The organism is Streptomyces sp. HD (genome assembly GCF_028369295.1).
Classification (GTDB): domain Bacteria; phylum Actinomycetota; class Actinomycetes; order Streptomycetales; family Streptomycetaceae; genus Streptomyces.
Map to the genome: position 1 here is coordinate 19,301 of NZ_JAQMYP010000035.1, position 22,725 is coordinate 42,025.

The window sequence follows — 22,725 nt, forward strand, 5'->3', positions numbered from 1 at the left end:
TAAGGAAGGGACCTGACTCATGGGAGCCCAGCTCCGGGTCTACAAGCGTCGCATCCGATCCGTCACCGCGACCAAGAAGATCACGAAGGCGATGGAGATGATCGCCGCCTCGCGCGTCGTCAAGGCGCAGCGCAAGGTGGCGGCCTCCACGCCGTACGCGACCGAGCTCACCCGCGCGGTCACGGCGGTCGGCACCGGCTCGAACACCAAGCACCCGCTGACCACGCAGGCCGAGACGGTCACGCGGTCCGCGGTGCTGCTCCTCACGAGCGACCGTGGCCTCGCCGGCGCCTTCAACTCCAACGCCATCAAGGCGGCGGAGCAGCTGACCGAGCGCCTGGAGCGCGAGGGCAAGGAGGTCGACGTCTACATCGTCGGCCGCCGTGGTGTGGCGCACTACAACTTCCGTGAGCGCAAGATCACGGAGTCGTGGAGCGGCTTCACCGACGAGCCGACGTACGCGGACGCCAAGAAGGTCGCGGCTCCGCTGATCGAGGCGATCGAGACGGAGACGGCCGAGGGCGGCGTGGACGAGCTCCACATCGTCTACACCGAGTTCGTGTCGATGATGACCCAGCAGGCGCTCGACGCGCGTCTGCTGCCGCTCAGCCTCGAAGAGGTCGCGGAGGAGACCGCCACCAAGGGCGAGCTTCTGCCGCTGTTCGACTTCGAGCCCTCGGCGGAGGACGTCCTCGACGCCCTTCTGCCGCGCTACGTGGAGAGCCGTATCTACAACGCGCTGCTCCAGTCGGCCGCCTCCAAGCACGCCGCCACGCGGCGCGCGATGAAGTCGGCCACCGACAACGCGGGCGAGCTGATCAACACGCTCTCCCGTCTTGCCAACGCGGCCCGCCAGGCCGAAATCACCCAGGAAATCAGCGAGATCGTCGGTGGCGCGAGCGCCCTGGCCGACGCGACCGCGGGGAGTGACCGCTAATGACCACCACTGTTGAGACCGCGACGGCTACGGGCCGCGTCGCCCGGGTCATCGGCCCGGTCGTCGACGTGGAGTTCCCCGTCGACGCGATGCCGGAGATCTACAACGCCCTCCACGTCGAGGTCGCCGACCCGGCGAACGCGGGCGAGAAGAAGATCCTGACCCTGGAAGTCGCCCAGCACCTGGGTGACGGCCTGGTCCGCACCATCTCCATGCAGCCCACCGACGGTCTGGTCCGCCAGGCCGCGGTCACCGACACCGGCGACGGCATCACCGTCCCGGTCGGCGACTTCACCAAGGGCAAGGTGTTCAACACCCTCGGTGAGGTGCTGAACGTCGACGAGAAGTACGACGGCGAGCGCTGGTCCATCCACCGCAAGGCCCCGAACTTCGACGAGCTTGAGTCGAAGACCGAGATGTTCGAGACCGGCGTCAAGGTCATCGACCTTCTCACCCCGTACGTCAAGGGTGGAAAGATCGGTCTGTTCGGCGGTGCCGGCGTCGGCAAGACGGTGCTCATCCAGGAGATGATCTACCGCGTCGCCAACAACCACGACGGTGTGTCGGTGTTCGCCGGTGTCGGTGAGCGCACCCGTGAGGGCAACGACCTCATCGACGAGATGAGCGAGTCCGGCGTCATCGACAAGACCGCGCTGGTCTTCGGTCAGATGGACGAGCCCCCGGGCACCCGTCTGCGCGTGGCCCTCGCCGGTCTGACCATGGCGGAGTACTTCCGCGATGTGCAGAAGCAGGACGTGCTGTTCTTCATCGACAACATCTTCCGCTTCACGCAGGCCGGTTCCGAGGTGTCGACCCTGCTCGGCCGTATGCCCTCCGCGGTGGGCTACCAGCCGAACCTGGCCGACGAGATGGGTCTCCTCCAGGAGCGCATCACCTCGACCCGTGGTCACTCGATCACCTCGATGCAGGCGATCTACGTCCCCGCGGACGACCTGACCGACCCGGCCCCGGCCACCACCTTCGCCCACCTCGACGCGACGACGGTTCTGTCCCGTCCGATCTCCGAGAAGGGCATCTACCCGGCCGTGGACCCGCTGGACTCCACGTCCCGGATCCTGGACCCGCGCTACATCGCGCTGGACCACTACAACACCGCCATGCGCGTCAAGGGGATCCTGCAGAAGTACAAGGACCTCCAGGACATCATCGCGATCCTCGGTATCGACGAGCTCAGCGAGGAGGACAAGCTGGTCGTCCAGCGTGCCCGCCGCGTCGAGCGCTTCCTGTCCCAGAACACGCACGTTGCCAAGCAGTTCACCGGTGTGGACGGCTCGGACGTGCCGCTGGACGAGTCGATCACCGCGTTCAACGCGATCTGCGACGGTGAGTTCGACCACTTCCCGGAGCAGGCGTTCTTCATGTGCGGTGGTCTTGAGGACCTCAAGAAGAACGCGAAGGAGCTGGGCGTCTCCTGACGCACCGGTCTTCGTGAGCCATTGAGCTCTTGTGGTGAGGGGGCGGGGCACGTCCCGCCCCCTCTTCCATGCCTACTAGACTTGTAACCAACACCCGGCAGAACCGCCGGGTGGTGACCCAAGGAGCCACCTTGGCTGCTGAGCTGCACGTCGCGCTGGTCGCCGCCGACCGTGAGGTCTGGTCGGGCCAGGCCACCCTGGTCGTCGCGCGCACCACGTCCGGCGACATCGGCGTCATGCCCGGTCACCAGCCGCTGCTCGGTGTGCTGGAGTCGGGCCCGGTGACCATCCGTACGAGTGATGGTGGAACCGTCATCGCCGCGGTGCACGGCGGTTTCATCTCGTTCGCGGACAACAAGCTGTCGCTGCTGGCCGAGATCGCCGAGCTTTCGGACGAGATCGACGTCCAGCGCGCGGAGCGGGCACTTGAGCGCGCGAAGGGCGACGACGACGCGTTCGCCGAGCGCCGCGCGGAGGTCCGCCTGCGGGCGGCGACGGCGCGCTGACCCACGGGGTCACCTTCCGGGCCGTCTAGGCTCTGGGGGAGCGCACGCGATGACGTCACTCAGCCGCGGCTGGGACCGGAGCAATCCGGTGCCGGTCGCGGCTGAGGCAGATATGGAAGTTTTTTCCGTTCCGTTACCTAGGAGACGAGGAGGTCGGTGTCGATGGTCCTCGCTCTGACTGTGTGCGGAATCGTTGTCGCCCTCGTGGTGCTGGGGCTGTTCGTCTTCGGTCTGCGCCGCAGACTCATCCAGCGCTCCGGCGGCACCTTCGACTGTTCCCTGCGCTGGGACGTGCCGGAGAAACCCGACACCAGCGGCAAGGGCTGGTCCTACGGCGTCGCCCGCTACAACGGCGACCGCATCGAGTGGTACCGCGTCTTCTCCTACGCCTACCGCCCGCGCCGCATCCTGGAGCGCTCCGCCATCGAGGTGGCCGGCCGCCGGGTCCCCGACGGCGAGGAGGAGCTGGCGCTGCTCTCCGACGCGGTGATCCTCACCTGTCTGCACCGGGGCACGCGTCTTGAACTCGCCATGAGCGAAGACGCGCTGACCGGTTTCCTCGCGTGGCTCGAAGCAGCCCCGCCCGGTCAGCGCGTCAATGTCGCTTAGCTCTTGGAGAGAGCCGTAACCCCCTTACGACAGTCCGCTGTTGATGGCGCTCACCAGCTCGCCGTTGCTGCTGTCGCCGCTGAACTCCCAGAAGAACGCGCCGCCGAGGCCCTGGTTCTTGGCCCAGGTCATCTTCCCGGCGATCGTCGACGGTGTGTCGTACGACCACCAGTTGCTGCCGCAGTGCGCGTACGCGGTGCCCGCGACGGTGCCGGTGGCGGGGCAGGAGTTCTTGAGGACCTTGTAGTCCTCGATGCCCGCCTCATAGGTGCCGGTCGCCGGGCCCGTGGCCGTGCCGCCCGGGGCGGACTGGGTGACGCCGGTCCAGCCGCGGCCGTAGAAACCGATGCCGAGCAGCAGCTTGCCGGCCGGGACGCCCTTGCCCTTGAGCTTCGCTATGGCGGCGGCGGAGTTGAAGCCCTCCTTCGGGATGCCGGAGTACGACGTGAGCGGTGAGTGCGGGGCGGTCGGGCCGGTCTTGTCCCAGGCGCCGAAGTAGTCGTACGTCATCACGTTGTACCAGTCGAGGTACTGTGCGGCGCCGCCGTAGTCGGCCGCGTCGATCTTGCCGCCGGAGGAGGCGTCGGCGGTGATGGCGGCGGTGATCAGGTAGTTCGAGCCGAACTCGGCACGCAGTGCCTGCGTGAGGTTCTTGAAGGCCGCCGCGCCGGAGGTGTCGCAGGTCAGGCCGCAGGCGTTCGGGTACTCCCAGTCGATGTCGATGCCGTCGAAGACGTCGGCCCAGCGCGGGTCCTCCACGACGGCCTTGCAGGACTTGGCGAACGCGGCCGGGTTGGCGGCGGCCTGGCCGAAGCCGCCGGAGTAGGTCCAGCCGCCGAACGAGTACAGCACCTTGATGTTCGGGTACTTCGCCTTCAGCTGGCGCAGCTGGTTGAAGTTGCCGCGCAGCGGCTGGTCCCAGGTGTCGGCGGTGCCGCTGACGGACTGGTCGGCGGTGTAGGCCTTGTCGTAGGCGGCGTAGGTGTCGTCGACGGTGCACTGGCCGTTCTTGACGTTGCCGAACGCGTAGTTGATGTGCGTGATCTTCGACGCGGAGCCCGACGTCACCAGGTTCTTGACGTGGTAGTTGCGGCCGTAGACGCCCCACTCGGTGAAGTAGCCGAGCTTGACCTTGTCACCGGTGGTGGGCGGCGGTTCCGTGGTGCCGCCGGTGGTGCGCACCGCGCGGGCGCCGCTGACCGGGCCGGTCTGGTCGGCGGTGTCGCGGGCCTGGACGGTGTAGGAGTAGTCGGTGCCGGCGGTGAGGCCGGTGTCGGTGTACGACGTGGTCGTCACGGTGGCGACCTTGGCGCCGTCGCGCAGGACGTCGTAGTTCTTGACGCCGTTGTCGTCGGTGGCGGCGGACCAGCTCAGCTTCGCCGAGGTATTGGTGATGTCGGAGGCGGTGGGGGTGCCGGGTGCCGACGGCGGGTTGTCACCGGGGACGCTGCCGCCGTCGCAGCTGCCGCCGTTCAGCTTGCAGCCCGTGGGGGAGCCGGAGCCGGTGCCGTTGAAGCCGAAGGAGACGGTGGCGCCGGGGGCGAGGGTGCCGTTCCAGGACTTGTTCTTGGCGGTCCAGTGGGTGCCGGAGGAGGTGACGTCGGCGTCCCAGGCGGAGGTGACGGAGGTGCCGGAGGGGAAGTCCCACTCGACGGTCCAGGAGCTGAGGGCGGTGGTGCCGGTGTTCTTCACCGTCCACTTGCCCTCGAAGCCGGACCCCCAGTCCTGCGTCTTGCTGTAGGTGGCGGTGGCGGACGTCGCCGCCTCGGCGGGGCTCGCGAGGCCGACGAGACCGGCCAGCGGGAGCAACAGGGTCGCGAATCCTGCCGCGGCTCTGTGTCTGAAGCGCATATCGCGCCTCCTTGGTGGGGAGTTGGGGAGTTGTGGGGCATGACTGAGCCTCACGCCCATTCATGGTGCGGTGAGAATAGAAAGGTCTGGACCAGCGGTCAATAGGTCTGGACCAATATCCCTTCGGGCTCCCGGACTCCGCCTTCGCCCGGCCCGCTAGATCCCCAACTCCTGCGCCAGTACGGCCGCTTGGACCCGGCTCCGCAGTTCCAGCTTCCCCAGCAGGCGGCTGACGTGCGTCTTCACCGTCGCCTCGGCCATATCGAGCCGGGTCGCGATGTCTGCGTTCGACAGGCCCTCCCCGAGGCAGGACAGCACCTCGCGTTCGCGGCGGGTGAGGCAGTCCAGGACGGACGGGTCGGCCCTGGGCTCCCGGGCGGGCCTCGCGCCGAACTCTGCGATCAGGCGCCGGGTGACGGCCGGGGCGATCAGGCCCTCGCCGCGCCCCACCGTCCGCACCGCCTCGATCAGTTCCTTCGCCTCCGTGTTCTTCAGCAGGAACCCCGCGGCCCCCGCCCGCAGCGCCCCGAACACGTACTCGTCGAGGTCGAAGGTGGTCAGCACCAGCACGTCGGCCAGCTGCTCGGCGACCACCTGCCGGGTCGCCGACACCCCGTCCAGACGCGGCATCTGAACGTCCATCAGCACCAGGTCGGGCCGCAGCTCGCGGGCCATGGCCACGGCCTGCTCTCCGTCCGCCGCCTCACCCACCACCTCGATGTCGGGCGCGCTGCGCAGGATGAGGACCAGACCGGCCCGGACGGCGGACTGGTCCTCGGCGACCAGGACGCGGATCATGCCCCGTCTCCCTTCACTCTCTGTCTTCCTCGCTCACCGGAAGTGCGGCGCGTACGATCCACATCTTGCCGTGGGCGGAGTCCTCGGGGCCCGCTTCGAAGTCACCGCCGACCAGTGCGACCCGCTCCTGCATCCCGACGAGACCGGCGCCCGAGCCCGGTGCGCGGGGCCCGTTGCTGCCGCCGAAGGGGCTGGTCACGGTCACGGCGAGGGAGCCGTCCCGCCGGGCCAGCGCGACCGTGACCCGGCCGGGGGAGGCGTGCTTGAGGGCGTTGGTCAGCGACTCCTGGACGATGCGGTAGGCGGCGAGCTCGACCGGCGCGGGGACGGTGCCGTGGGCGGCGTCGAGGGTGACGTCGAGGCCGTTGGTGCGGGCGCCGTCGACCAGGGCGCCGAGCCCGTCGAGCGTGGGCGCGGCGACCGGCTCGGTGTCACCGCTGGAGTCGCGCAGGATGCCGATGAGCCGGCGCATCTCGGCGAGCCCCTCGACGCTGTTCTCGCGGATGACCGAGAGCGCCTCCCTGGAGGTCTTCGGGTCGTCGAGGGAGAGCGCGGCCGTGGAGTGGATGGCGATCGCGGAGAGGTGGTTGGCGACCATGTCGTGCAACTCGCGTGCCATGCGGGCGCGTTCCGAGGTGACGGCCTGGGTGCGGTCCTTCTCGGCCAGCAGCGCGGTCTGCTCGGCGCGCAGCCGGGCGGCCTCGGCGGCGTCGCGGTGGTTGCGGACGATCCATCCGGTGGCGGCGGGCGCGTACGCCACGATGCCGACGACCGCGCCGACCAGCAGCGCCTCCGGGACGCGCCACACCGCGAACGGCACCAGCGTCCCGGCCACCGTGAGCAGACCGGTGATCCACTGGATACGGCGGGCCGAGGCGAGCGGGCCGTACAGCACGGCCGCGTACATGATGTCGGTGAACATCAGGACCGTGGCCAGGTTGCCCTGGGTGAGGACGTCCAGGCAGACCGCGGGCGTGCTGACCATCAGGGCCGTGCGGGGTGCCGCCCGGCGCATCAGCTCGCAGCCTGCCGTCACGGTGAGGAGCACCAGGATCGGCCAGGGGCCGTCGAAGAGCGTGATCGGATCCTTGGCGGGCCGCGTGGCCAGGCCGATGCTCACCAGTAGCAGCCCACCGAACAGCCCGCAGAGGGCGATGTGCACGTCGAAGCGGTGCGGGCGGGAGAGGGCCATGACTCCATCCAACACGGTGGCCGCGGGCGACACCTGATTCCGGGGAAGGGTCCTGGACTGCATCTTTCGATGTACCGCCGCTGAATCCTTCGATGTACGGCGAGTTCGTCACCGCCGACGACGAAAGCGGCCGGTTCCGACGGGAGCCTTGGAGGGTGACCGAAGGGAGCAAGTCGTGATCGTCGCCCTCATCATCGCCTGCGAGGTGGGCTTCTGGGTGCTGCTGGCGCTGGGGCTGGCCGTCCGCTACCTGCTGAAGTGGCGCCGCACGAGCGTGGTGCTGCTGCTGTGCGAGCCGTTGCTGGAGCTGGTCCTGTTCGTCGCCACGGCGATCGACCTGAAGAACGGCGCGGAGCCCGGCTGGGAGCACGGTGTGGCGGCGCTGTACATCGGCTACACCGTGGCCTTCGGCCACTACACGATCCGCTGGCTGGACGGCCACGCGGCCCATCGCCTGGGCGGCGCACCGCCCCCGCCGAAGCCCCCGCGCTACGGCCGCGCCCGCGCCCGCCACGAGGCCCGGCTGTGGCTGAAGGCGGTGTACGGCGGAGCGGTGGCACTGGCCCTGCTCCAACTCGCCGTCTGGTACGTCGGCGACTCCGGCGACATCAGCTCCCTGCGCGCCTTCCAGTGGGTGGCGATCCGTACGGTCGGCATCTACGGCCTGATCGCCCTGGGCTACTGGATCTGGCCGAAGAAGGCTCCCGACGGCGCCGAGGGGGAGCAGCGGCCGGCCGGGGCGCAGGAGAAGGAAGGCGTCCGGCGATGACCAAGGCGAGGAAGCACCTGCTGGAGGGGACCGTCCACGTCCTGGTCGGTCTGCCGCTGTGGCTGTTCACCGAGGACGTGGAGGTCCCGATCGTCACCCTGACGAAGGTCGGCCTGGTGGTGACGTGCATCGGCGGCCTTCTCGTCGCGGAGGGCCTGTACCGGACGCTCCGCGAGCCGGCCGGCCCCCGCTGACCTCAGCGCTCGCCGCCCGGGACCCAGAGGACGTCGCCCTCGGACTTGTTCGCCGTCCTGGCGAGAATGAACAGCAGGTCCGACAGCCGGTTGAGGTACGTGGCGGTGAGGGGGTTCATGGACTCGCCGTGCACCTCCATCGCCGCCCACGTCGAGCGCTCGGCCCGGCGTACGACCGTGCAGGCCTGGTGGAGGAGGGCCGCGCCCGGGGTGCCGCCGGGGAGGATGAAGGAGCGGAGCTTCTCCAACTGCTCGTTGTAGTGGTCGCAGTCGGCCTCCAGCTTGTCGACGTAGAACTGCTCGACCCGCAGCGGCGGGAACTCCGGGTTCTCCATCACCGGCGTCGACAGGTCCGCACCCACGTCGAACAGGTCGTTCTGTACCCGGGTGAGGACCTTGACGATCTCCTCGTCCAGACCGCCCAGGGCGATCGCGGTGCCGATCACGGCGTTCGCCTCGTTGGTGTCCGCGTACGCCGAGATCCGCAGATCGGTCTTGGCGACCCGGCTCATGTCACCGAGGGCGGTGGTGCCCTTGTCGCCGGTCTTCGTGTAGATGCGCGTCAGATTGACCATGAGGCCAGCGTAATTACGCTCCGGCGGTTCGGAACACGCGTGTGCCCACGGTCACGGCCAGCACGGCGAAGCCGACGGCGACCAGCGCGCCGTAGAGCATGTGTCCCGTCGTGTACGAGCCGACGTACGCGTCCCGCACCGCGTCCACCAGATAGCGGAACGGCACGAAGTGCGACAGGACGTCCAGCCACGTCGGCCCCAGCGTCATCGGCAGCATCAGACCGGACAGCAGCATCATCGGCATCGTCATGGCGTTGATCGCCGGCCCGAACTCCTGCGGGGTGCGGACCTTCATGGCCAGCGCGTACGACAGCGAGGCCAGCGAGACCGTCAGCAGCGCGACGAACGCGAAGCCGATCAGCACGCCGGGCAGGGGAGCCCGCAGCCCCATCGCGAGCGCCGCCAGCACCAGCAGCACCGCCTGGAAGACGAACACGGTGGCGTCCCGCAGCACCCGGCCCAGCAGCAGGGCGAGCCGGCTGACCGGCGTCACCCGCATCCGCTCCACCACCCCCTGGCTGTTCTCGATGATGATCGAGAAACCGGCGAACGACGCCCCGAACAAGCCGAGTTGCAGCAGCAGCCCCGGCACCAGGACCTGCCAGGAACTGCCCTGCCCACCGAGCGGCAGGTCGGTCAGCAGCGGGCCGAAGAACAGCAGGTACAGCAGCGGCATCAGCACCCCGAAGAGCAGGGCGAAGCGGGAGCGGAGTGACTGGCGGAGGTAACGGCCGTAGATGAGGGCCGTGTCGTGCATCAGCATCCGAGGAGTCCTATACGGCTACGGGGGCGGCGTCGGCCGGGGCGGGGCCGCGGCCGGTGATGGCGAGGAAGGCGTCCTGCAGCGAGGCGTCGATCGAGCCGCCGTACCGCAGCTTCAGCGCGGTCGGGGTGCCCTCGGCGACGACCACGCCCTTGTCGACGACGACCAGGCGGTCGGAGAGAGCGTCCGCCTCGTCGAGGTGGTGGGTGGTCAGGAACACGGTGGTGCCGTGCTCGTCGCGCAGCCGCCGGATCAGGTCCCAGAGGTCGGCCCGGCTGCCGGGGTCCAGTCCCGTCGTCGGCTCGTCGAGGAACAGCACCTTCGGGCGGTGGGTGAGCGCCATCGCGATGTCGAGGCGGCGCCGCTGGCCGCCGGAGAGCGCGCCCGCCTTGCGGTCGAGGAGGTCGGTCAGGCCCAGGTCGCGGGCCAGCTCCTCGGCGCGCTCGGCGGCCTGGGCCTTCGTCAGGCGGTACAGGCGGCCCTGGGTGACCAGTTCCTCCCGCACGCTGATCTGCGGGTCGACCCCGCCCGACTGGGCCACGTAACCGCAGGCCCGCCGCACCCCGGCGGGGTCGGTCGCGAGATCGCGGCCCGCCACGGTGGCCGCGCCCCCGGTGGGCGGCAGCAGGGTTGTCAGCATCCGCAGGGTCGTCGTCTTGCCCGCCCCGTTGGGGCCCAGGAAGCCGAGGATCTCGCCCTCGCGCACGGTCAGGTCGATGCCGCGCACGGCCTCCACCGGGCCGAGCTTGGTCTGGAAGGTACGGGCCAGTCCGGCCGTACTGATGATTGGCATGGCCCCAGAAAAACAGAGTCTCTTAAATTTTGCAATGACCCCAAAGTTTCAGCGAACCCATCGAAGCTAGGATGAGGTCATGGCTGAGGGGCTCAGGGAACGGAAGAAGCGCGAGACGAGGCAGCGGATCTCGGACATCGCCACGGGCCTGTTCCTGGAGCACGGCTTCGTGACGGTGACCATCGCCGAAGTGGCGGAAGCCGCCGACGTGTCCGTGAACACCGTCTACAACTACTTCCCGGCGAAGGAGGACCTCTTCTTCGACCGCTCCGCCGGTGTCGTGGAGCAGCTCTCCCGCTGGGTGCGCGCCCGCGACGCGGGGGAGTCGGCCGCCCGGGCCGTGCTGCGCGAACTGCGCCGCGAGACCGAGGCGGTCTCGCCCCGGCTCGGCCTCATGGCGGGGTACGACCGGTTCATGCGCGTCATCCACGAGGCGCCGCCGCTGCGCTCCCGGCTGTGGAGCCTCCAGCAGGAGATCCACGACCACCTCGAAGCCACCCTGCGCGAGGAGACCGCCGCCGCCGCCGGCGACCCGCTGCCGGGGCTGATCGCCGGTCAGATCGCCTGGACCCACCAGACCGTCTTCGTCACCGTCGGCCGCGAGATGCTCAAGGGCCGCAATCCGGGCGAAGTGTCCCGTGAGGTGCTGGTACTCATCGACGACATCGAGGAGCTGTTGAGCGAGAAGGTGCTCAACTACGCCGTCCGAGCCGCGCAATGACCCCTGCCGGTGTGATGTCCGTCAGATGAGACGTGACTCGCGTTACTAACCGGTCACACAGTGCCTCACTCCCGCTAAGGTCCGCCGAAGAGCAACGTAAACAGGGTGTAAGGCGTTTCAAAGGGGAGTCGCAACAGTGGCACGGAAGCTTGCCGTCATCGGCGCCGGCTTGATGGGTTCCGGGATCGCCCAGGTCTCCGCTCAGGCGGGATGGGACGTCGTCCTGCGGGACGTCACCGACGAAGCGCTCAAGCGTGGCACCGACGGCATCAAGGCCTCGTACGACAAGTTCGTCAGCAAGGGCAGGCTGGAGGCGCACGACGCCGACGCCGCGCTCGCCCGCATCACCGCGACCACCGACCTGGACGCCGTCGCGGACGCGGACGTCGTCGTCGAGGCCGTCTTCGAGAAGCTGGAGGTCAAGCACGAGATCTTCCGCGCGCTCGACAAGATCGTGCGCGAGGACGCCGTGCTCGCGTCCAACACCTCCGCCATCCCGATCACCAAGATCGCGGCGGCCACCGAGCACCCGGAGCGGGTCGTCGGCGTGCACTTCTTCTCGCCGGTGCCGATGATGCAGCTCGTCGAGCTCGTCCGCGGTTACAAGACGAGCGACGAAGCCCTCGCCACCGCGCGGGAGTTCGCCGAGTCCGTCGGCAAGACCTGCATCGTCGTCAACCGTGACGTCGCCGGCTTCGTCACCACCCGGCTGATCTCGGCGCTCGTCGTCGAGGCCACCAAGCTCTACGAGTCGGGCGTCGCCACCGCCGAGGACATCGACCTCGCCTGCAAGCTGGGCTTCGGTCACGCCATGGGCCCCCTCGCCACGGCCGACCTCACCGGCGTCGACATCCTGCTGCACGCCACCAGCAACATCTACACCGAGTCCCAGGACGAGAAGTTCGCCCCGCCGGAGCTGATGCGCCGGATGGTGGACGCGGGTGACATCGGCCGCAAGAGCGGGCAAGGCTTTTACAGCTACTGAGCTTTCGTAAATCACCGCACAGCCCCTGAGCGCGTCACGCGATGGGGTGAATTCGGTATCGGTTCGCTTACAGACGGCAACCTCTGACCGCTCAACGCAGTCAGAGGTTGCATCACCAGCCACAGCGAAGACTCATAGCAGACACAGGCACGGACAACTCATCGCGAGCACGACGCACGCTTGGGGAGCGCATATGCACATCAGGGGCGACCATGCCGAACTGGTCGTCGGGGGGCGCCTCGACGTCCGCAGCGCGGCGGACGCCCGTACGGTCCTGCACTCGGCCGTCGACGACGGAGTCGGCGATCTGGTGCTCGACCTGTCCGAGCTGGAGTTCTGGGACGCCACCGGACTCGGGGTGATCATGGGAGCCCACCGGAGGGCCGGCCGTTGCGGCCGGCGCCTGGTGCTGCGCGGTGTACCGCCGCAGATGCAGCGCCTGCTGGTGGCCACCCGGCTGCACCGGATCCTGGCGATCGAGGGCGGCATCGGGGTGGAGTCACTGCCCCGGGTGTGACACCCGGCACGGGTGGGACGGGACGGTAGGGCGTTCCGGCTGCGAACCGCACGTCAAGCACAATCCTCACGAGACTGTGATGTCTCGGACGGCGCGGTACCCCGAGCTGTCGTAGATACTGTGCGAAGGTTTAGGGTTCGGCTGCCCGCCCACTAGACAAACCCCTTTGCGAGCGGGCCCGGACCAGAAGCGACAGCGCGGTGTGCAGCAAGGCCGGGAGGGGCTTGGCTTCGGCACACGACGCTTTTGGGGGGCTTGAACCTATGGACCCGAACACCCGGGGACCCGAGGAGTACGGCCATGACGCCGGCGCTCAGTCGTCGCGTCAGCGCCCGCCCAGGGATCCCCTCACGACTGATTTCGGACAGCACTCGCCCGCTCTCGCCCGCACCGTGCAACTGGTCTCGGGCGACTTCCTGCTCACGGTCAACCCCGTCGACGGCAGCGAGATCGAGATCTGCCCGCCGGCGGAGCGTCCCGCGCGCCCCGAGAAGCTGACCCCGGCCGCGCGCGCCGAGGCCGACCGCGCCGCCAAACCGCCCGTCCCGCCCGGCCCGACCCGTTCCGCACCGCACCTGCTCGCCCGCCAGGACGAGCGTGAGCAGCTGGTCCGGAAGCTCGCCCGCGGCCGCTCCGTACGTCTCGTCGGCTCCCCGGGCGCCGGTCGCACCAGCCTCCTCGACCTCGTCGCCGATGACTGCGCGGACCTCGCCCCCGACGGCGTGGTCCGCCTCACCGGTTTCCACCGCGGACCCGCCGACCTGCTGTACGACCTCTTCCACGCCGTCCACAGCGCACCCCTGCACCGCCCGGACCAGGACGAACTGCTCACCCTCGTCCGTGAGATCGGCGCGGTCGTCGTCCTGGACGACATCGAGTTCGGCGGCGCCGCGCTGGACGAGTTGCTGGAGGCGACACCCGAGTGCGCCTTCGTGATCGGCGCCACGCCCGATGTGCCCGCGCCGTCCACCGAGTCCGGCATCGAGGACGTCGTCCTCGGCGGCCTCGACCGAGCCGCGAGCGTGGAGCTCCTGGAGCGCGGCGTCGGCCGCGTCCTCACCGAGGACGAGCTGAACTGGGCGGGCGACCTCTGGTTCGAGTCGGAGGGCCTGCCGCTGCGGTTCGTCCAGGCCGGGGCGCTGCTGCGGCAGCGGGACCGGATGCGGGCCGGCACGGACGCCGTCGACGAGTACGGCGTCCTCCAGGACGCGGCGCCGGCCGACGCTCCCTTCGACACGCCCTTCGCGGGCGATACCGGCGCCGAGGAGGTGCCGCTGCCGTCGCTCGGTGAGGCGGCAGGACCGGCGCCGCTGCTCGCCTCGCGGCTCAGCGCCTCCGCCCGCACCACCCTGAGGTTCGCCGTCGCGCTCGGCGGCGAGGTGCCGCACCAGGCGCATCTGCCCGCGCTGGTCGGCGACACCCACGCGGACGCCGCCCTCGGCGAGCTGGCCGACTGCGGGCTGGTCTCACCGGTCGGCTCCCGCTACCGCCTCGCCGCCGGTGTGCAGGCCCAGCTGGAGGCCGCCGGATACGGCGAGGACATCCAGGACAACGCGCTCACCGCCGCCCAGCACTACACCTGGTGGGCCGGCCACCCCTCGGTCACGCCGGAGCGCGTGTGCGCCGAGGCGGACGCCGTGCTCGCCGCGCTGGGCGTACTGGTGCCCGGCACCACACCGCCGGGCGAGGACGAGGAGAGCCCCGCCGTGCGGCTGGGGCACACCGCCGCGCCCGCCTTCGCCGCGGGGCTGCACTGGAGCGCCTGGGAGCGGGCGCTGCGGGCGGGAGCGGAGGCGGCCCGCCTCGCCGGTGAGGTCTCCGAGCAGGCCTACTTCCACCACGAGTTGGGCATCCTCGCGCTCTGCGAGGGCCGGCTGGACCGGGCCCGCACCGAGCTGGAGACCTCCGTCGGGCTGCGCGGCGCCCTCTCCGACAAGCGCGGCACCGTCGCGGGCCGCCGCGCCCTCGCACTGGTCTCGGACCGTTCCGGTACGACGCCGGGGGTGGCCGCGTTCGCCGCCACGGCGGGGGAGGAGGTCCCGGACGCACGGTACGAGGAGTCGCAGTCGCCGCCCGGCGGAGTGCCGACCGCCTTCCCGCCCGTCGGGGACAGCACGACGCTGGTCACGCACCAGGCGTCCGCGCCGTCGTCACCGGCGGCCTCGCACAAGGGCCGGGGCGGTGTCCGGCAGTTCGCCCGGCGCAACCTCGTCGCGGCCGGCGCGGGCGCGCTGCTCGTGGCCGTTCTCGGCACGGTGGTGACACTCGGCGCGACCTCGGACAACGACCCGGACACCCCGTCCACCCAGGTCGGCGTCAACCCGTCTGCCAGCCAGGGCATCGGCGACGACAGCCTCGGCGCCGACAAGGCGGAGGGCGACGACGAGAAGCCCGGCGACACCGGTACGGCGACCAGCCGGCCGACGGATCCGGGCCCCGACGGCACCCTCGGCACGTCGGACGACCCGACGCCGACGGACGGTTCCACGGAGCCGTCGGACGACCCGAGCGGCACACAGGGGTCGGGCGGCAGCCCGACGCACTCCCCGACGAAGCCGCCGTCCTCGCCCACGAAGCCGCCGTCGTCCCCGACCAAGCCGCCGACCACGCCGCCGACGGACGACCCGACGGATCCGACCGATGACCCGACGGATCCGACCACGCCGCCGACGGACGACCCGACGACCCCGCCGACGAACACTCCGACCAGCTCGACCTCGGCCAGTGGCCCGGTCCCGTCCAGCCCGTCGGTGACCACCAGTTCCGCCGGCGCGCCGACGTCCACCGACGCGGGCACGCCGAGCACGGACTCGGACTCGGTGATCTGACGCACCAATCAGGACAAGAGGGCCGGGTCCGCTTTTCGGACCCGGCCCTCACCGTCGTGGAACTGCCAGGAATTGGCAGCAATGATCAAGAACTGCGCGTCAGAACAGCCGCAGTTTGTCGTCCTCGATCCCTCGCATCGCGTCATAGTCCAGAACCTGGCACCCGATACCCCGGTCCGTCGCGAGGACCCGGGCCTGGGGCTTGATCTCCTGGGCCGCGAAGATGCCCCGCACCGGCGCGAGATGGGGATCGCGGTTCAGTAGGTCCAGGTAGCGGGTGAGCTGCTCGACACCGTCGATCTCGCCGCGCCGCTTGATCTCGACCGCGACCGTCTGGCCCTCGGCGTCCCGGCACAGGATGTCCACCGGCCCGATGGCCGTCATGTACTCGCGCCGGATGAGCGTGTAGCCCTCGCCGAGCGTTTCGATGCGGTCGGCGAGGAGCTCCTGGAGGTGCGCTTCCACGCCGTCCTTGATCAGGCCAGGATCCACGCCGAGTTCGTGCGAGGAGTCATGGAGGACCTCCTCCATTGTGATGATCAGCTTCTCGCCCGCTTTGTTGGTGACCGTCCAGACGTCCTGCTGCTCGCCGTCACCCTCCTTCAGGGTGCACGGCGGCGACATCCAGTTCAGGGGCTTGTAGGCCCGGTCGTCGGCGTGGATCGAGACGCTGCCGTCCGCCTTGACCAGGATCAGACGGGGCGCCGAGGGCAGGTGGGCGGTGAGCCGGCCCGCGTAGTCGACGGAGCATCGGGCAATGACGAGACGCATGGTCGGCAACGCTACTCGACGGGTCCCGGTGGACGCGATTCGCCCCAGGGGAGTCCGTATGACCCCGGACTGCCCCTGTTCATTTCTGGCCGATTGTGTGCCTAACGAGAACCGTCCATGTACCCATTCTCCTGGTGCCGTCACCGTCTGTTGCCTACCGTATTAAACGGGAGGTCGCGAGGCGTGTACGCAGAGTGTCCGGTATCGCGAACTCCCTTATCTGTCCGGCAACCCCTGATGTTCCGGGGGTGCGAGAGGAGAACCCATGTCGCTCGACGTCTCACCGGCCCTACTCGAACAGGCCGAGCGAGGCGAGGTCGACGAAGCCGCCTTCGTCGACTGCGTCCGGACCTCCCTGCCCTATGCGTGGGAGATGGTCAGCTCCCTGGTGGCCCAGCTGAAGGTCGACGGCGGCTCGTTCGCCGACAACCAGACGCCCCCGCCGGACGAGCAGGCACGTGGCCAGTTGCTGCGTGCGCTTGCCAGTGACGCGATACGCGGCGCGCTGCAGCGGCACTTCGGGGTGCGACTGGCCTTCCAGAACTGCCACCGGGTAGCGGTGTTCCCGCTCGACGCCTCGGTCGACGAGACGCATGCCCGCTTCACCTCGGTCCGCAGTCAGGTGCTGAACCAGTCCCCGGAGTTCAGGGACTGCTGACGCCGTGAGTCGCTTGCTTGCCGCTCCTTACGCGGGAGGTGCATTCAGTAGTGGGGCGGCAAGCCCTTCCGGCGGCCCGGGTGTTCGGCCATGAAGCAGCGATCCATGCGCGGTGGGCCGGTTCAGCCGAGGTGCGGCAGCACTTCGGCGCCCAGGCGCCGTACGTTCTCCTCGGTGGCCGCCAGGTCGCCCGAGCCCTCGACGAGCAGGGCGAAGCGGGAGATGCCGGTCCGTTCGCTGGTCGCCGCCAGGCGGTCGGCGCACAGGCGAGGGGTGCCCACCGGGTGCAGCCCGCAGAGCAGTTCCGTGTAGGCGAGCGGGTCGCGCATCACACGGTGGCGGCCGTCCACGGTGACATGGGCCTCCAGGCCCTGTCGGAGCCAGCCCGGCATCGCCTTCGTCAGGGACTCGACCGCGTCCGTGCGCCGGTCCGCGATCTGGCAGACGCCGGCCGACACATGGGCCGCGCCCCGGATCTCGTCCGCCGGCCGCCCGGCCGCGCGGGCGTGCTCCCGCCACAGGGCGACCATCTCGGCCTTCTCCTCGTCGCCCACATGCATCCCGAGCAGCATCGGCAGCCCGCGCTCGGCCGCCAGCCGCACGCTGTGCGGCGATGTACAGGCGACGACGACCTCGGGCCCCTCGGCGTCCGTGAGGCACTCCGACGGCTTTGGTACGACGGGGACTTCACGGAAGTCGAACCGCTCGCCGGTGGCCGCGACCGAGGGTTGGCGCAGCCAGCTCAGCAACAGATCGAGTGATTCCGGGAACCCCTCCTCGTACGCCTTCAGGCCCTGCCCGAACACCTCCAGATCGACCCACGGCCCCCCGCGCCCCACACCCAGCGAGAACCGCCCGCCGGAGGTGATGTGCAGCAGCGCGGCCTGTTCGCCGACGGCCACCGGGTGGGCGGTAGGCAGCACGGTGACCGCCGTGCCGACCCGCAGCCGGCTGGTGCGGCCCAGCAGTAACGCGGCCAGGGTGATCGCGGACGGACAGGTGCCGTACGGCACGAAGTGGTGCTCGGCCAGCCAGACGGTGTCGAGCCCCGCCTCCTCGGCGACCTCGGCCGACCGGACCGCGCGGTGCAGCGCCTCCCCGTCGCCCTGCCCCGGGAACCGGGCCGCCAACACGAAACTTCCTACGCGCATCGCTCTTCCTGCTTCCTTGGCTCCGACGCGGAGCTCCCCCACACCCGGCATAACCGTCTGACACGTGCCCAGGACACGGCCTGGCGAAGAGATTTGCGGATTGTCTGCAGAATGGATCATTGGGGTGAGGGACTTGTGGGGGTTGGTCCCGTACGGCTACCCCTGTCCGCGCCGCGTAGGCTGGACATGACCCGTGCATCCTGTATAACCCCGTGAGGTGTTCCGTGTCCCCGCGTCGTAACCGACCCAACGGCCCCAAGGGCGCCGCCTCGTCCGGAGGTGGCGCCGAGGACGACCGTTCCGGCCGTTACGGCGGCTGGCAGTCCTCCGAGAGCTGGGGTGGCGAGGACTGGAACGTACGGCATGTGGCCGGGGCGAGCGCGCAGGGCAAGGCGTACCGCTGCCCGGGCTGCGACCAGATGATCCCGGACGGCGTCCCGCACGTCGTCGCCTGGCCGGACCACGGGGGCGTTGACGACCGCCGCCACTGGCACAAGGCGTGCTGGAACGCGAAGGACCGCCGCACCACGCGGGTGCAGCGGTCCCGTAACGCGCCGAGGTTCTGAACCAGGGCTACACGTCCCGCTTCTCCAGCAGGAAGTAGGCGCCGGCGAACGCGGCGGCCGTGATGGCGAGCATGATCCACAGCGGGTCCCAGCCGGACGGGCCGGACCGGGAGAGGGACTGCGCGTAGAAGACGCTGAGCTGGTTCGGGATGGAGTACTCGAACAGGGCCTGCTGGAGGTCCTTGAGCGACTCCGAGAACATGAACAGTGCGATGACCAGCGGGGCCAGCAGCAGACCGATCATGATCGTGATCGCGCCCGCCGAGTGCCGGATGATCGAGCCGACGACGAGCGAGAGCAGGCCGAGCAGCGCGATGTAGAGCGAGATGCCGACCGTGCCCTTCAGCCACTCCGAGCCGGTGGGCTCACGCGCGTCCACCAGGGCCACGTCCGCGAGGGCGACGAGGAGAGCGGACGCCAGCGTCACGACGAAGGCGACCGAGAAGAACACGATCGACTTCGCCAGCAGCACCCGGCTGCGGCTCGGGCACGCGGTCATCGTGGTCCGGATCATGCCGGTGCCGTACTCCGAGGCCGTGGTCAGCACGCCCAGCGTGATGATGCACATGCTGCCGAGCAGCAGCCCGAAGAAGCCGAGGCCCAGCGGGCTCTCGCCGCCCAGGCCCTCATCCCCGGCGTTGGCGGAGACCAGTGCGGCGGCCGCGAGGCCGATGCCGACGACGAGCAGCACGAACACGCCGAGCGTCCACATCGTGGAGCGCACCGACCGGATCTTCGTCCACTCCGAGGCGAGCGCGTGCCCGAGATGCGTGCGCACCACGGGGATCGGCGAGGTGTAGGTGGGGTACGAGGGGCCGGGCGCCGCCTGCCAGTTCGGTGCGGCGCTCTGCGGCATCGGGGGCTGGGGCGTGCTCATCGGGCGTCCTCGGGCTTGGTCGTGGAGACAGGGGCGGACGGGGCGGCGGCGGGCGGCGCCGGGGCCACGGGCGGCTGTGCGGGCGCCTGCTGAGGCGCGGGCGGCGCGACGGCCGACGGCCCGGCGGGCTGTCCCGGAGCCTGGCTCGGCGGCATCTGGGGCGCCTGCTGGGCGTACGGGTTGGCGGCACCCGCGCCCGGAGTGGCACCGGGCGCGCCGTACGGACCGGCGGGCGCCTGGCCCGGCGCGGCGAACGGCTGCCCGCCCTGCTCGGGCGGCGGCGGGGCGTACCAGCCGGGCTGGCCCTGACCCGGCACCGGCATCGGCGGCTGCGCGCCGGGCGGCAGCGGCTGCTGCAGCCCTTCCTTCTGGTCGATGGTCGAGCGGTAGTCGACGGCGCCCTGCGTCATCCGCATGTACGCCTCCTCCAGCGAGGCCTGGTGCGGGGACAGCTCCCACAGCCGTACGTCGGAGTCGTGCGCGATGTCGCTGATGCGGGGGAGCGGCAACCCCGTCACCCGCAGCGCGCCGTCCTGCTCGGGCAGCACATGGCCGCCCGCCTCGGTGAGCGCGCCGGCCAGCTTCTCGCGCAGCTGCGGCTCGGTGTCGGGCGTGCGGACCCGGGCGAAGCCGGCGGAGTTCGCGGCGATGAAGTCCTTGACGCTCATGTCGGCGAGCAGCTGACCGCGTCCGATGACGATGAGGTGGTCGGCGGTCAGCGCCATCTCGCTCATGAGGTGCGAGGAGACGAAGACCGTACGGCCCTCGGCCGCCAGTGACTTCATCAGGTTCCGCACCCAGAGGATGCCCTCGGGGTCGAGGCCGTTGACCGGCTCGTCGAACAGCAGCACCTGGGGGTCGCCGAGCAGCGCGGCGGCGATGCCGAGCCGCTGGCCCATGCCGAGCGAGAAGCCCTTGGAGCGCTTCCTGGCCACGTCCTGCAGACCGACCACGCCGAGCACCTCGTCCACCCGGCGGGACGGGATGCCGGACAGCTGGGCCAGGCTCAGCAGATGGTTGCGGGCCGCGCGGCCGCCGTGCACCGCCTTGGCGTCGAGCAGTGCGCCGACCTGGCGGGGGGCGTTGGGCAGCCTCCGGTAGGGGTAACCGCCGATGGTGACGTGCCCCGCGGTCGGGTTGTCCAGTCCGAGGATCATCCGCATCGTCGTCGACTTGCCCGAGCCGTTGGGGCCCAGGAAGCCGGTCACGGAACCGGGCCGCACCTGGAAGGAAAGGTTGTACACAGCGGTCTTGTCGCCATAGCGCTTGGTCAGGCCGACTGCTTCGATCATGCTCCGCACCCATCGAAAGGATCAGGACAGCAGGGCATACGCCCCCCGTAAGGGTTAGGAGGATACCGAGGCGCTGACGGTTCCACTCAAGGCCGAGTAAAAACTCGCACCGGCACCCCTCTCGGGCCCCTCACTACGCGTCCCGTTTCCTGAGCGTCAGGTAACCGCCGGCGATCGCCGCGAGCACCCAGAGGGCCATGATGCCGAGCCCGCCCCAGGGGCCGTACGGGGTGTCGTCGTCGACCGGCGTCACCACCTGCATGATCTTGCTGCCGGCCTGGTCCGGCAGATACCGGCCGATCTTCTCGGTGGCCGAGACGTTGCCGAGGATGTTGGAGACCAGGAAGAAGAACGGCATCAGGATGCCCAGCGACAGCATCGGTGAGCGCAGCATCGCGGCGACGCCCATCGAGAACATCGCGATCAGAGTCATGTAGAGCCCACCGCCGATCACCGCCCGCAGCACACCCGGGTCGCCGATCTGCGCCTTGTGCTCGCCGAGCATCGCCTGCCCGAGGAAGAAGGTGACGAAGCTGGTGGCCACGCCGACCACGAGCGCGAGACCGGTGGCCACCGCGATCTTGCTGAACAGGAAGGTGCCGCGCTGCGGAACAGCGGCCAGCGAGCTGCGGATCATGCCGGTGCTGTACTCGTTCGACACGACCAGCACCCCGAACACGATCATCGCCAGCTGACCGAGGCTCATCCCGGCGAAGCTGATGAACGTCGGATCGAAGGACAGCTGGTCCCGCCGGTCCATGTTGTCGAACTCGTTCTTCGACAGGGCCGAGATCAGGATCCCGAGCGCGATGGTGACCACCACGGCGAGCGACAGTGTCCACACGGTGGAGGCGACGGACCTGATCTTGGTCCATTCGGAGTGGATGACCTGGGTGGCTGCCATGTTCAGCTCCTCCTCCAGCCGTCGCCCCACGGCTGTTGCCCGGTGGGCGGCTGGGTGGGCGACTGTGCCTCGGCGTGCGCGTGATACTCCACCGACTCCGCGGTCAGCTGCATGAACGCCTCCTCCAGCGACGCCTGTTGCGGGCTCAGCTCATGCAGCACGACCCCGTGCCGCGCCGCCAGCTCCCCGATCTGCTCCGCCTTGCCGCCGTCGACCTCCAGCCTGCCGTTGCCCGTCTCCACGGCCGTGATCCCCGCCGCGTGCAGCACGTCGAGCAGCCGCTCCCGCTGCGGGGTACGGATCCGGACGTACGACTTCGAGTTCCGCTCGATGAAGTCGGCCATGGTCGTGTCGGCGAGCAACCGGCCCTGTCCGATGACGACGAGGTGGTCGGCGGTCAGGGCCATCTCGCTCATCAGATGCGAGGAGACGAAGACCGTACGGCCCTGCGCGGCAAGAGATTTCATCAGGTTGCGGATCCAGTGGATGCCCTCGGGGTCGAGCCCGTTGACCGGCTCGTCGAACATCAGGATCCGCGGGTCGCCGAGCAGCGCGGCGGCGATGCCGAGCCGCTGGCCCATGCCCATCGAGAAGCCCTTGGTCTTCTTCCGCGCGACCGCCGTGAGCCCCACCGTCTCCAGTACCTCGCGCACCCGCCGCCGCGGAATGCCGTTGCTCTGCGCGAGACACAGCAGGTGGTTGTAGGCGCTGCGCCCGCCGTGCCAGGCCTTGGCCTCAAGCAGGCCGCCGATGTACGTCAGCGGGTCCTTGAGCTGGTCGTAGTGCTTGCCGTCGATGCGGACGTCGCCGGCGGTGGGGCGGTCGAGGCCGAGGATCATCCGCATCGTGGTGGACTTTCCCGCCCCGTTGGGGCCGAGGAAGCCCGTGACCATGCCGGGTCTGACGCCGAAGGTGAGGTTGTTGACCGCCACCTTCTCGCCGTACCGCTTGGTCAGCCCCGCAAGCTCGATCATGCGGCCCACGCTAAAACGGGGCAAAGCCCTCTGCCACCCCAGTGGCAGAGGGCTTTGC

Annotated in this window: 24 protein-coding genes; 12 read left to right on the plus strand and 12 right to left on the minus strand. The window is 69.8% G+C overall.

Annotated elements, in window-relative coordinates:
- Nucleotides 1–19: 19 nt before the first annotated feature.
- The 4 genes from POF73_RS29650 to POF73_RS29665 all read left to right on the plus strand — a co-directional run bounded on the left by POF73_RS29650 (nucleotide 20) and on the right by POF73_RS29665 (nucleotide 3,488).
- Nucleotides 20–937, plus strand: coding sequence for a F0F1 ATP synthase subunit gamma (locus tag POF73_RS29650; protein ID WP_272121578.1), 918 nt, complete (start codon nucleotides 20–22; stop codon nucleotides 935–937).
- Entirely contained in the window at nucleotides 937–2,373 is a 1,437-nt protein-coding gene (gene atpD / locus POF73_RS29655; RefSeq protein WP_272121581.1) for a F0F1 ATP synthase subunit beta, read from the plus strand. Before POF73_RS29650 ends, atpD begins: the two co-directional genes overlap by 1 nt.
- A gap of 131 nt (nucleotides 2,374–2,504) precedes the next feature.
- On the plus strand, nucleotides 2,505–2,879 hold the full coding sequence (locus POF73_RS29660; protein ID WP_272121583.1) for a F0F1 ATP synthase subunit epsilon: 375 nt from the start codon (nucleotides 2,505–2,507) through the stop codon (nucleotides 2,877–2,879).
- Nucleotides 2,880–3,041: 162 nt separating this feature from the next.
- Nucleotides 3,042–3,488, plus strand: coding sequence for a DUF2550 domain-containing protein (locus tag POF73_RS29665; protein WP_062709764.1), 447 nt, complete (start codon nucleotides 3,042–3,044; stop codon nucleotides 3,486–3,488).
- A 24-nt stretch (nucleotides 3,489–3,512) separates the two neighbouring features.
- Here POF73_RS29665 and POF73_RS29670 read toward each other — a convergent pair whose 3' ends face one another.
- The 3 genes from POF73_RS29670 to POF73_RS29680 form a co-directional block, all read right to left on the minus strand.
- The gene (locus POF73_RS29670) at nucleotides 3,513–5,339 is read right to left on the minus strand and encodes a glycoside hydrolase family 18 chitinase (RefSeq protein ID WP_272121588.1); all 1,827 of its coding nucleotides are present in this window, start codon (nucleotides 5,337–5,339) and stop codon (nucleotides 3,513–3,515) included.
- A gap of 156 nt (nucleotides 5,340–5,495) precedes the next feature.
- Nucleotides 5,496–6,137, minus strand: a complete 642-nt coding sequence (locus tag POF73_RS29675; RefSeq protein ID WP_272121591.1) for a response regulator — start codon at nucleotides 6,135–6,137, stop codon at nucleotides 5,496–5,498.
- Between the two features lie 13 nt (nucleotides 6,138–6,150).
- Nucleotides 6,151–7,329: a sensor histidine kinase gene (locus POF73_RS29680; RefSeq protein ID WP_272121593.1), complete on the minus strand. Its 1,179-nt coding sequence runs from the start codon at nucleotides 7,327–7,329 to the stop codon at nucleotides 6,151–6,153.
- 175 nt (nucleotides 7,330–7,504) lie between these two features.
- Between POF73_RS29680 and POF73_RS29685 the strand changes: the two genes are divergently transcribed.
- Nucleotides 7,505–8,098 (plus strand): hypothetical protein, encoded by a 594-nt coding sequence (locus POF73_RS29685; RefSeq protein ID WP_272121595.1) that lies wholly within the window; start codon nucleotides 7,505–7,507, stop codon nucleotides 8,096–8,098.
- Entirely contained in the window at nucleotides 8,095–8,292 is a 198-nt protein-coding gene (locus tag POF73_RS29690; protein ID WP_272121597.1) for a DUF5708 family protein, read from the plus strand. Before POF73_RS29685 ends, POF73_RS29690 begins: the two co-directional genes overlap by 4 nt.
- A 2-nt stretch (nucleotides 8,293–8,294) precedes the next feature.
- Here the strand turns inward: POF73_RS29690 and POF73_RS29695 are convergent, their stop codons facing one another.
- Genes POF73_RS29695 through POF73_RS29705 form a run of 3 tightly spaced genes read right to left on the minus strand, consistent with a single transcriptional unit; the run spans nucleotide 8,295 to nucleotide 10,423 of the window.
- The gene (locus POF73_RS29695; RefSeq protein WP_272121599.1) at nucleotides 8,295–8,867 is read right to left on the minus strand and encodes a cob(I)yrinic acid a,c-diamide adenosyltransferase; all 573 of its coding nucleotides are present in this window, start codon (nucleotides 8,865–8,867) and stop codon (nucleotides 8,295–8,297) included.
- A 13-nt stretch (nucleotides 8,868–8,880) separates the two neighbouring features.
- Nucleotides 8,881–9,630, minus strand: coding sequence for an ABC transporter permease (locus POF73_RS29700; RefSeq protein WP_272121601.1), 750 nt, complete (start codon nucleotides 9,628–9,630; stop codon nucleotides 8,881–8,883).
- Nucleotides 9,631–9,640: 10 nt separating this feature from the next.
- Complete coding sequence (locus POF73_RS29705) at nucleotides 9,641–10,423, minus strand: ABC transporter ATP-binding protein (RefSeq protein WP_272121603.1); 783 nt, start codon at nucleotides 10,421–10,423, stop codon at nucleotides 9,641–9,643.
- Between the two features lie 79 nt (nucleotides 10,424–10,502).
- Between POF73_RS29705 and POF73_RS29710 the strand changes: the two genes are divergently transcribed.
- From POF73_RS29710 to POF73_RS29725, 4 genes are all read left to right on the plus strand, one after another.
- Nucleotides 10,503–11,144, plus strand: a complete 642-nt coding sequence (locus tag POF73_RS29710; protein ID WP_272121605.1) for a TetR/AcrR family transcriptional regulator — start codon at nucleotides 10,503–10,505, stop codon at nucleotides 11,142–11,144.
- A gap of 136 nt (nucleotides 11,145–11,280) precedes the next feature.
- Nucleotides 11,281–12,129: a 3-hydroxyacyl-CoA dehydrogenase family protein gene (locus POF73_RS29715; RefSeq protein ID WP_272121607.1), complete on the plus strand. Its 849-nt coding sequence runs from the start codon at nucleotides 11,281–11,283 to the stop codon at nucleotides 12,127–12,129.
- Between the two features lie 193 nt (nucleotides 12,130–12,322).
- Nucleotides 12,323–12,646 (plus strand): STAS domain-containing protein, encoded by a 324-nt coding sequence (locus tag POF73_RS29720; protein ID WP_019760944.1) that lies wholly within the window; start codon nucleotides 12,323–12,325, stop codon nucleotides 12,644–12,646.
- A 263-nt stretch (nucleotides 12,647–12,909) separates the two neighbouring features.
- Entirely contained in the window at nucleotides 12,910–15,474 is a 2,565-nt protein-coding gene (locus POF73_RS29725; RefSeq protein WP_272121611.1) for an ATP-binding protein, read from the plus strand.
- 99 nt (nucleotides 15,475–15,573) lie between these two features.
- Here POF73_RS29725 and nucS read toward each other — a convergent pair whose 3' ends face one another.
- A complete protein-coding gene (gene nucS, locus POF73_RS29730) occupies nucleotides 15,574–16,245 on the minus strand; it encodes an endonuclease NucS (protein ID WP_272121613.1) in 672 nt (223 codons plus the stop codon).
- A 265-nt stretch (nucleotides 16,246–16,510) separates the two neighbouring features.
- Here nucS and POF73_RS29735 point away from each other — a divergent pair, with 265 nt between their 5' ends.
- Nucleotides 16,511–16,903 carry an SCO5389 family protein gene (locus tag POF73_RS29735; RefSeq protein WP_272121615.1) on the plus strand — a complete coding sequence of 131 codons (393 nt, stop codon included), beginning with the start codon at nucleotides 16,511–16,513 and terminating at the stop codon, nucleotides 16,901–16,903.
- A gap of 122 nt (nucleotides 16,904–17,025) precedes the next feature.
- On the opposite strand, the gene POF73_RS29740 is transcribed toward POF73_RS29735, so the two are convergent.
- Nucleotides 17,026–18,054, minus strand: coding sequence for an LLM class flavin-dependent oxidoreductase (locus POF73_RS29740; RefSeq protein ID WP_272121617.1), 1,029 nt, complete (start codon nucleotides 18,052–18,054; stop codon nucleotides 17,026–17,028).
- Between the two features lie 224 nt (nucleotides 18,055–18,278).
- On the opposite strand from POF73_RS29740, the gene POF73_RS29745 reads away from it, so the two are divergent.
- The gene (locus POF73_RS29745; RefSeq protein WP_272121618.1) at nucleotides 18,279–18,620 is read left to right on the plus strand and encodes an ATP/GTP-binding protein; all 342 of its coding nucleotides are present in this window, start codon (nucleotides 18,279–18,281) and stop codon (nucleotides 18,618–18,620) included.
- A 7-nt stretch (nucleotides 18,621–18,627) separates the two neighbouring features.
- Here POF73_RS29745 and POF73_RS29750 read toward each other — a convergent pair whose 3' ends face one another.
- The 4 genes from POF73_RS29750 to POF73_RS29765 form a co-directional block, all read right to left on the minus strand.
- Nucleotides 18,628–19,497: an ABC transporter permease subunit gene (locus POF73_RS29750; protein ID WP_272121620.1), complete on the minus strand. Its 870-nt coding sequence runs from the start codon at nucleotides 19,495–19,497 to the stop codon at nucleotides 18,628–18,630.
- Complete coding sequence (locus POF73_RS29755; RefSeq protein ID WP_272121622.1) at nucleotides 19,494–20,789, minus strand: ABC transporter ATP-binding protein; 1,296 nt, start codon at nucleotides 20,787–20,789, stop codon at nucleotides 19,494–19,496. The genes POF73_RS29750 and POF73_RS29755 overlap by 4 nt, the downstream gene beginning before the upstream one ends.
- Before the next feature lie 133 nt (nucleotides 20,790–20,922).
- Nucleotides 20,923–21,693 carry an ABC transporter permease gene (locus POF73_RS29760; protein ID WP_272121624.1) on the minus strand — a complete coding sequence of 257 codons (771 nt, stop codon included), beginning with the start codon at nucleotides 21,691–21,693 and terminating at the stop codon, nucleotides 20,923–20,925.
- A gap of 2 nt (nucleotides 21,694–21,695) precedes the next feature.
- Nucleotides 21,696–22,667: an ABC transporter ATP-binding protein gene (locus POF73_RS29765; RefSeq protein WP_272121625.1), complete on the minus strand. Its 972-nt coding sequence runs from the start codon at nucleotides 22,665–22,667 to the stop codon at nucleotides 21,696–21,698.
- Nucleotides 22,668–22,725: the final 58 nt, after the last annotated feature.

Coding starts and splice junctions, on each gene's coding strand:
- POF73_RS29650 (WP_272121578.1), top strand. CDS start 20: ATGGGAGCCCAGCTCCGGGTCTACAAGCGTCGCATCCGATCCGTCACC.
- atpD (WP_272121581.1), top strand. CDS start 937: ATGACCACCACTGTTGAGACCGCGACGGCTACGGGCCGCGTCGCCCGG.
- POF73_RS29665 (WP_062709764.1), top strand. CDS start 3,042: ATGGTCCTCGCTCTGACTGTGTGCGGAATCGTTGTCGCCCTCGTGGTG.
- POF73_RS29670 (WP_272121588.1), bottom strand. CDS start 5,339: ATGCGCTTCAGACACAGAGCCGCGGCAGGATTCGCGACCCTGTTGCTC.
- POF73_RS29675 (WP_272121591.1), bottom strand. CDS start 6,137: ATGATCCGCGTCCTGGTCGCCGAGGACCAGTCCGCCGTCCGGGCCGGT.
- POF73_RS29680 (WP_272121593.1), bottom strand. CDS start 7,329: ATGGCCCTCTCCCGCCCGCACCGCTTCGACGTGCACATCGCCCTCTGC.
- POF73_RS29690 (WP_272121597.1), top strand. CDS start 8,095: ATGACCAAGGCGAGGAAGCACCTGCTGGAGGGGACCGTCCACGTCCTG.
- POF73_RS29695 (WP_272121599.1), bottom strand. CDS start 8,867: ATGGTCAATCTGACGCGCATCTACACGAAGACCGGCGACAAGGGCACC.
- POF73_RS29700 (WP_272121601.1), bottom strand. CDS start 9,630: ATGCTGATGCACGACACGGCCCTCATCTACGGCCGTTACCTCCGCCAG.
- POF73_RS29705 (WP_272121603.1), bottom strand. CDS start 10,423: ATGCCAATCATCAGTACGGCCGGACTGGCCCGTACCTTCCAGACCAAG.
- POF73_RS29710 (WP_272121605.1), top strand. CDS start 10,503: ATGGCTGAGGGGCTCAGGGAACGGAAGAAGCGCGAGACGAGGCAGCGG.
- POF73_RS29720 (WP_019760944.1), top strand. CDS start 12,323: ATGCACATCAGGGGCGACCATGCCGAACTGGTCGTCGGGGGGCGCCTC.
- POF73_RS29725 (WP_272121611.1), top strand. CDS start 12,910: ATGGACCCGAACACCCGGGGACCCGAGGAGTACGGCCATGACGCCGGC.
- nucS (WP_272121613.1), bottom strand. CDS start 16,245: ATGCGTCTCGTCATTGCCCGATGCTCCGTCGACTACGCGGGCCGGCTC.
- POF73_RS29735 (WP_272121615.1), top strand. CDS start 16,511: ATGTCGCTCGACGTCTCACCGGCCCTACTCGAACAGGCCGAGCGAGGC.
- POF73_RS29740 (WP_272121617.1), bottom strand. CDS start 18,054: ATGCGCGTAGGAAGTTTCGTGTTGGCGGCCCGGTTCCCGGGGCAGGGC.
- POF73_RS29750 (WP_272121620.1), bottom strand. CDS start 19,497: ATGAGCACGCCCCAGCCCCCGATGCCGCAGAGCGCCGCACCGAACTGG.
- POF73_RS29755 (WP_272121622.1), bottom strand. CDS start 20,789: ATGATCGAAGCAGTCGGCCTGACCAAGCGCTATGGCGACAAGACCGCT.
- POF73_RS29760 (WP_272121624.1), bottom strand. CDS start 21,693: ATGGCAGCCACCCAGGTCATCCACTCCGAATGGACCAAGATCAGGTCC.
- POF73_RS29765 (WP_272121625.1), bottom strand. CDS start 22,667: ATGATCGAGCTTGCGGGGCTGACCAAGCGGTACGGCGAGAAGGTGGCG.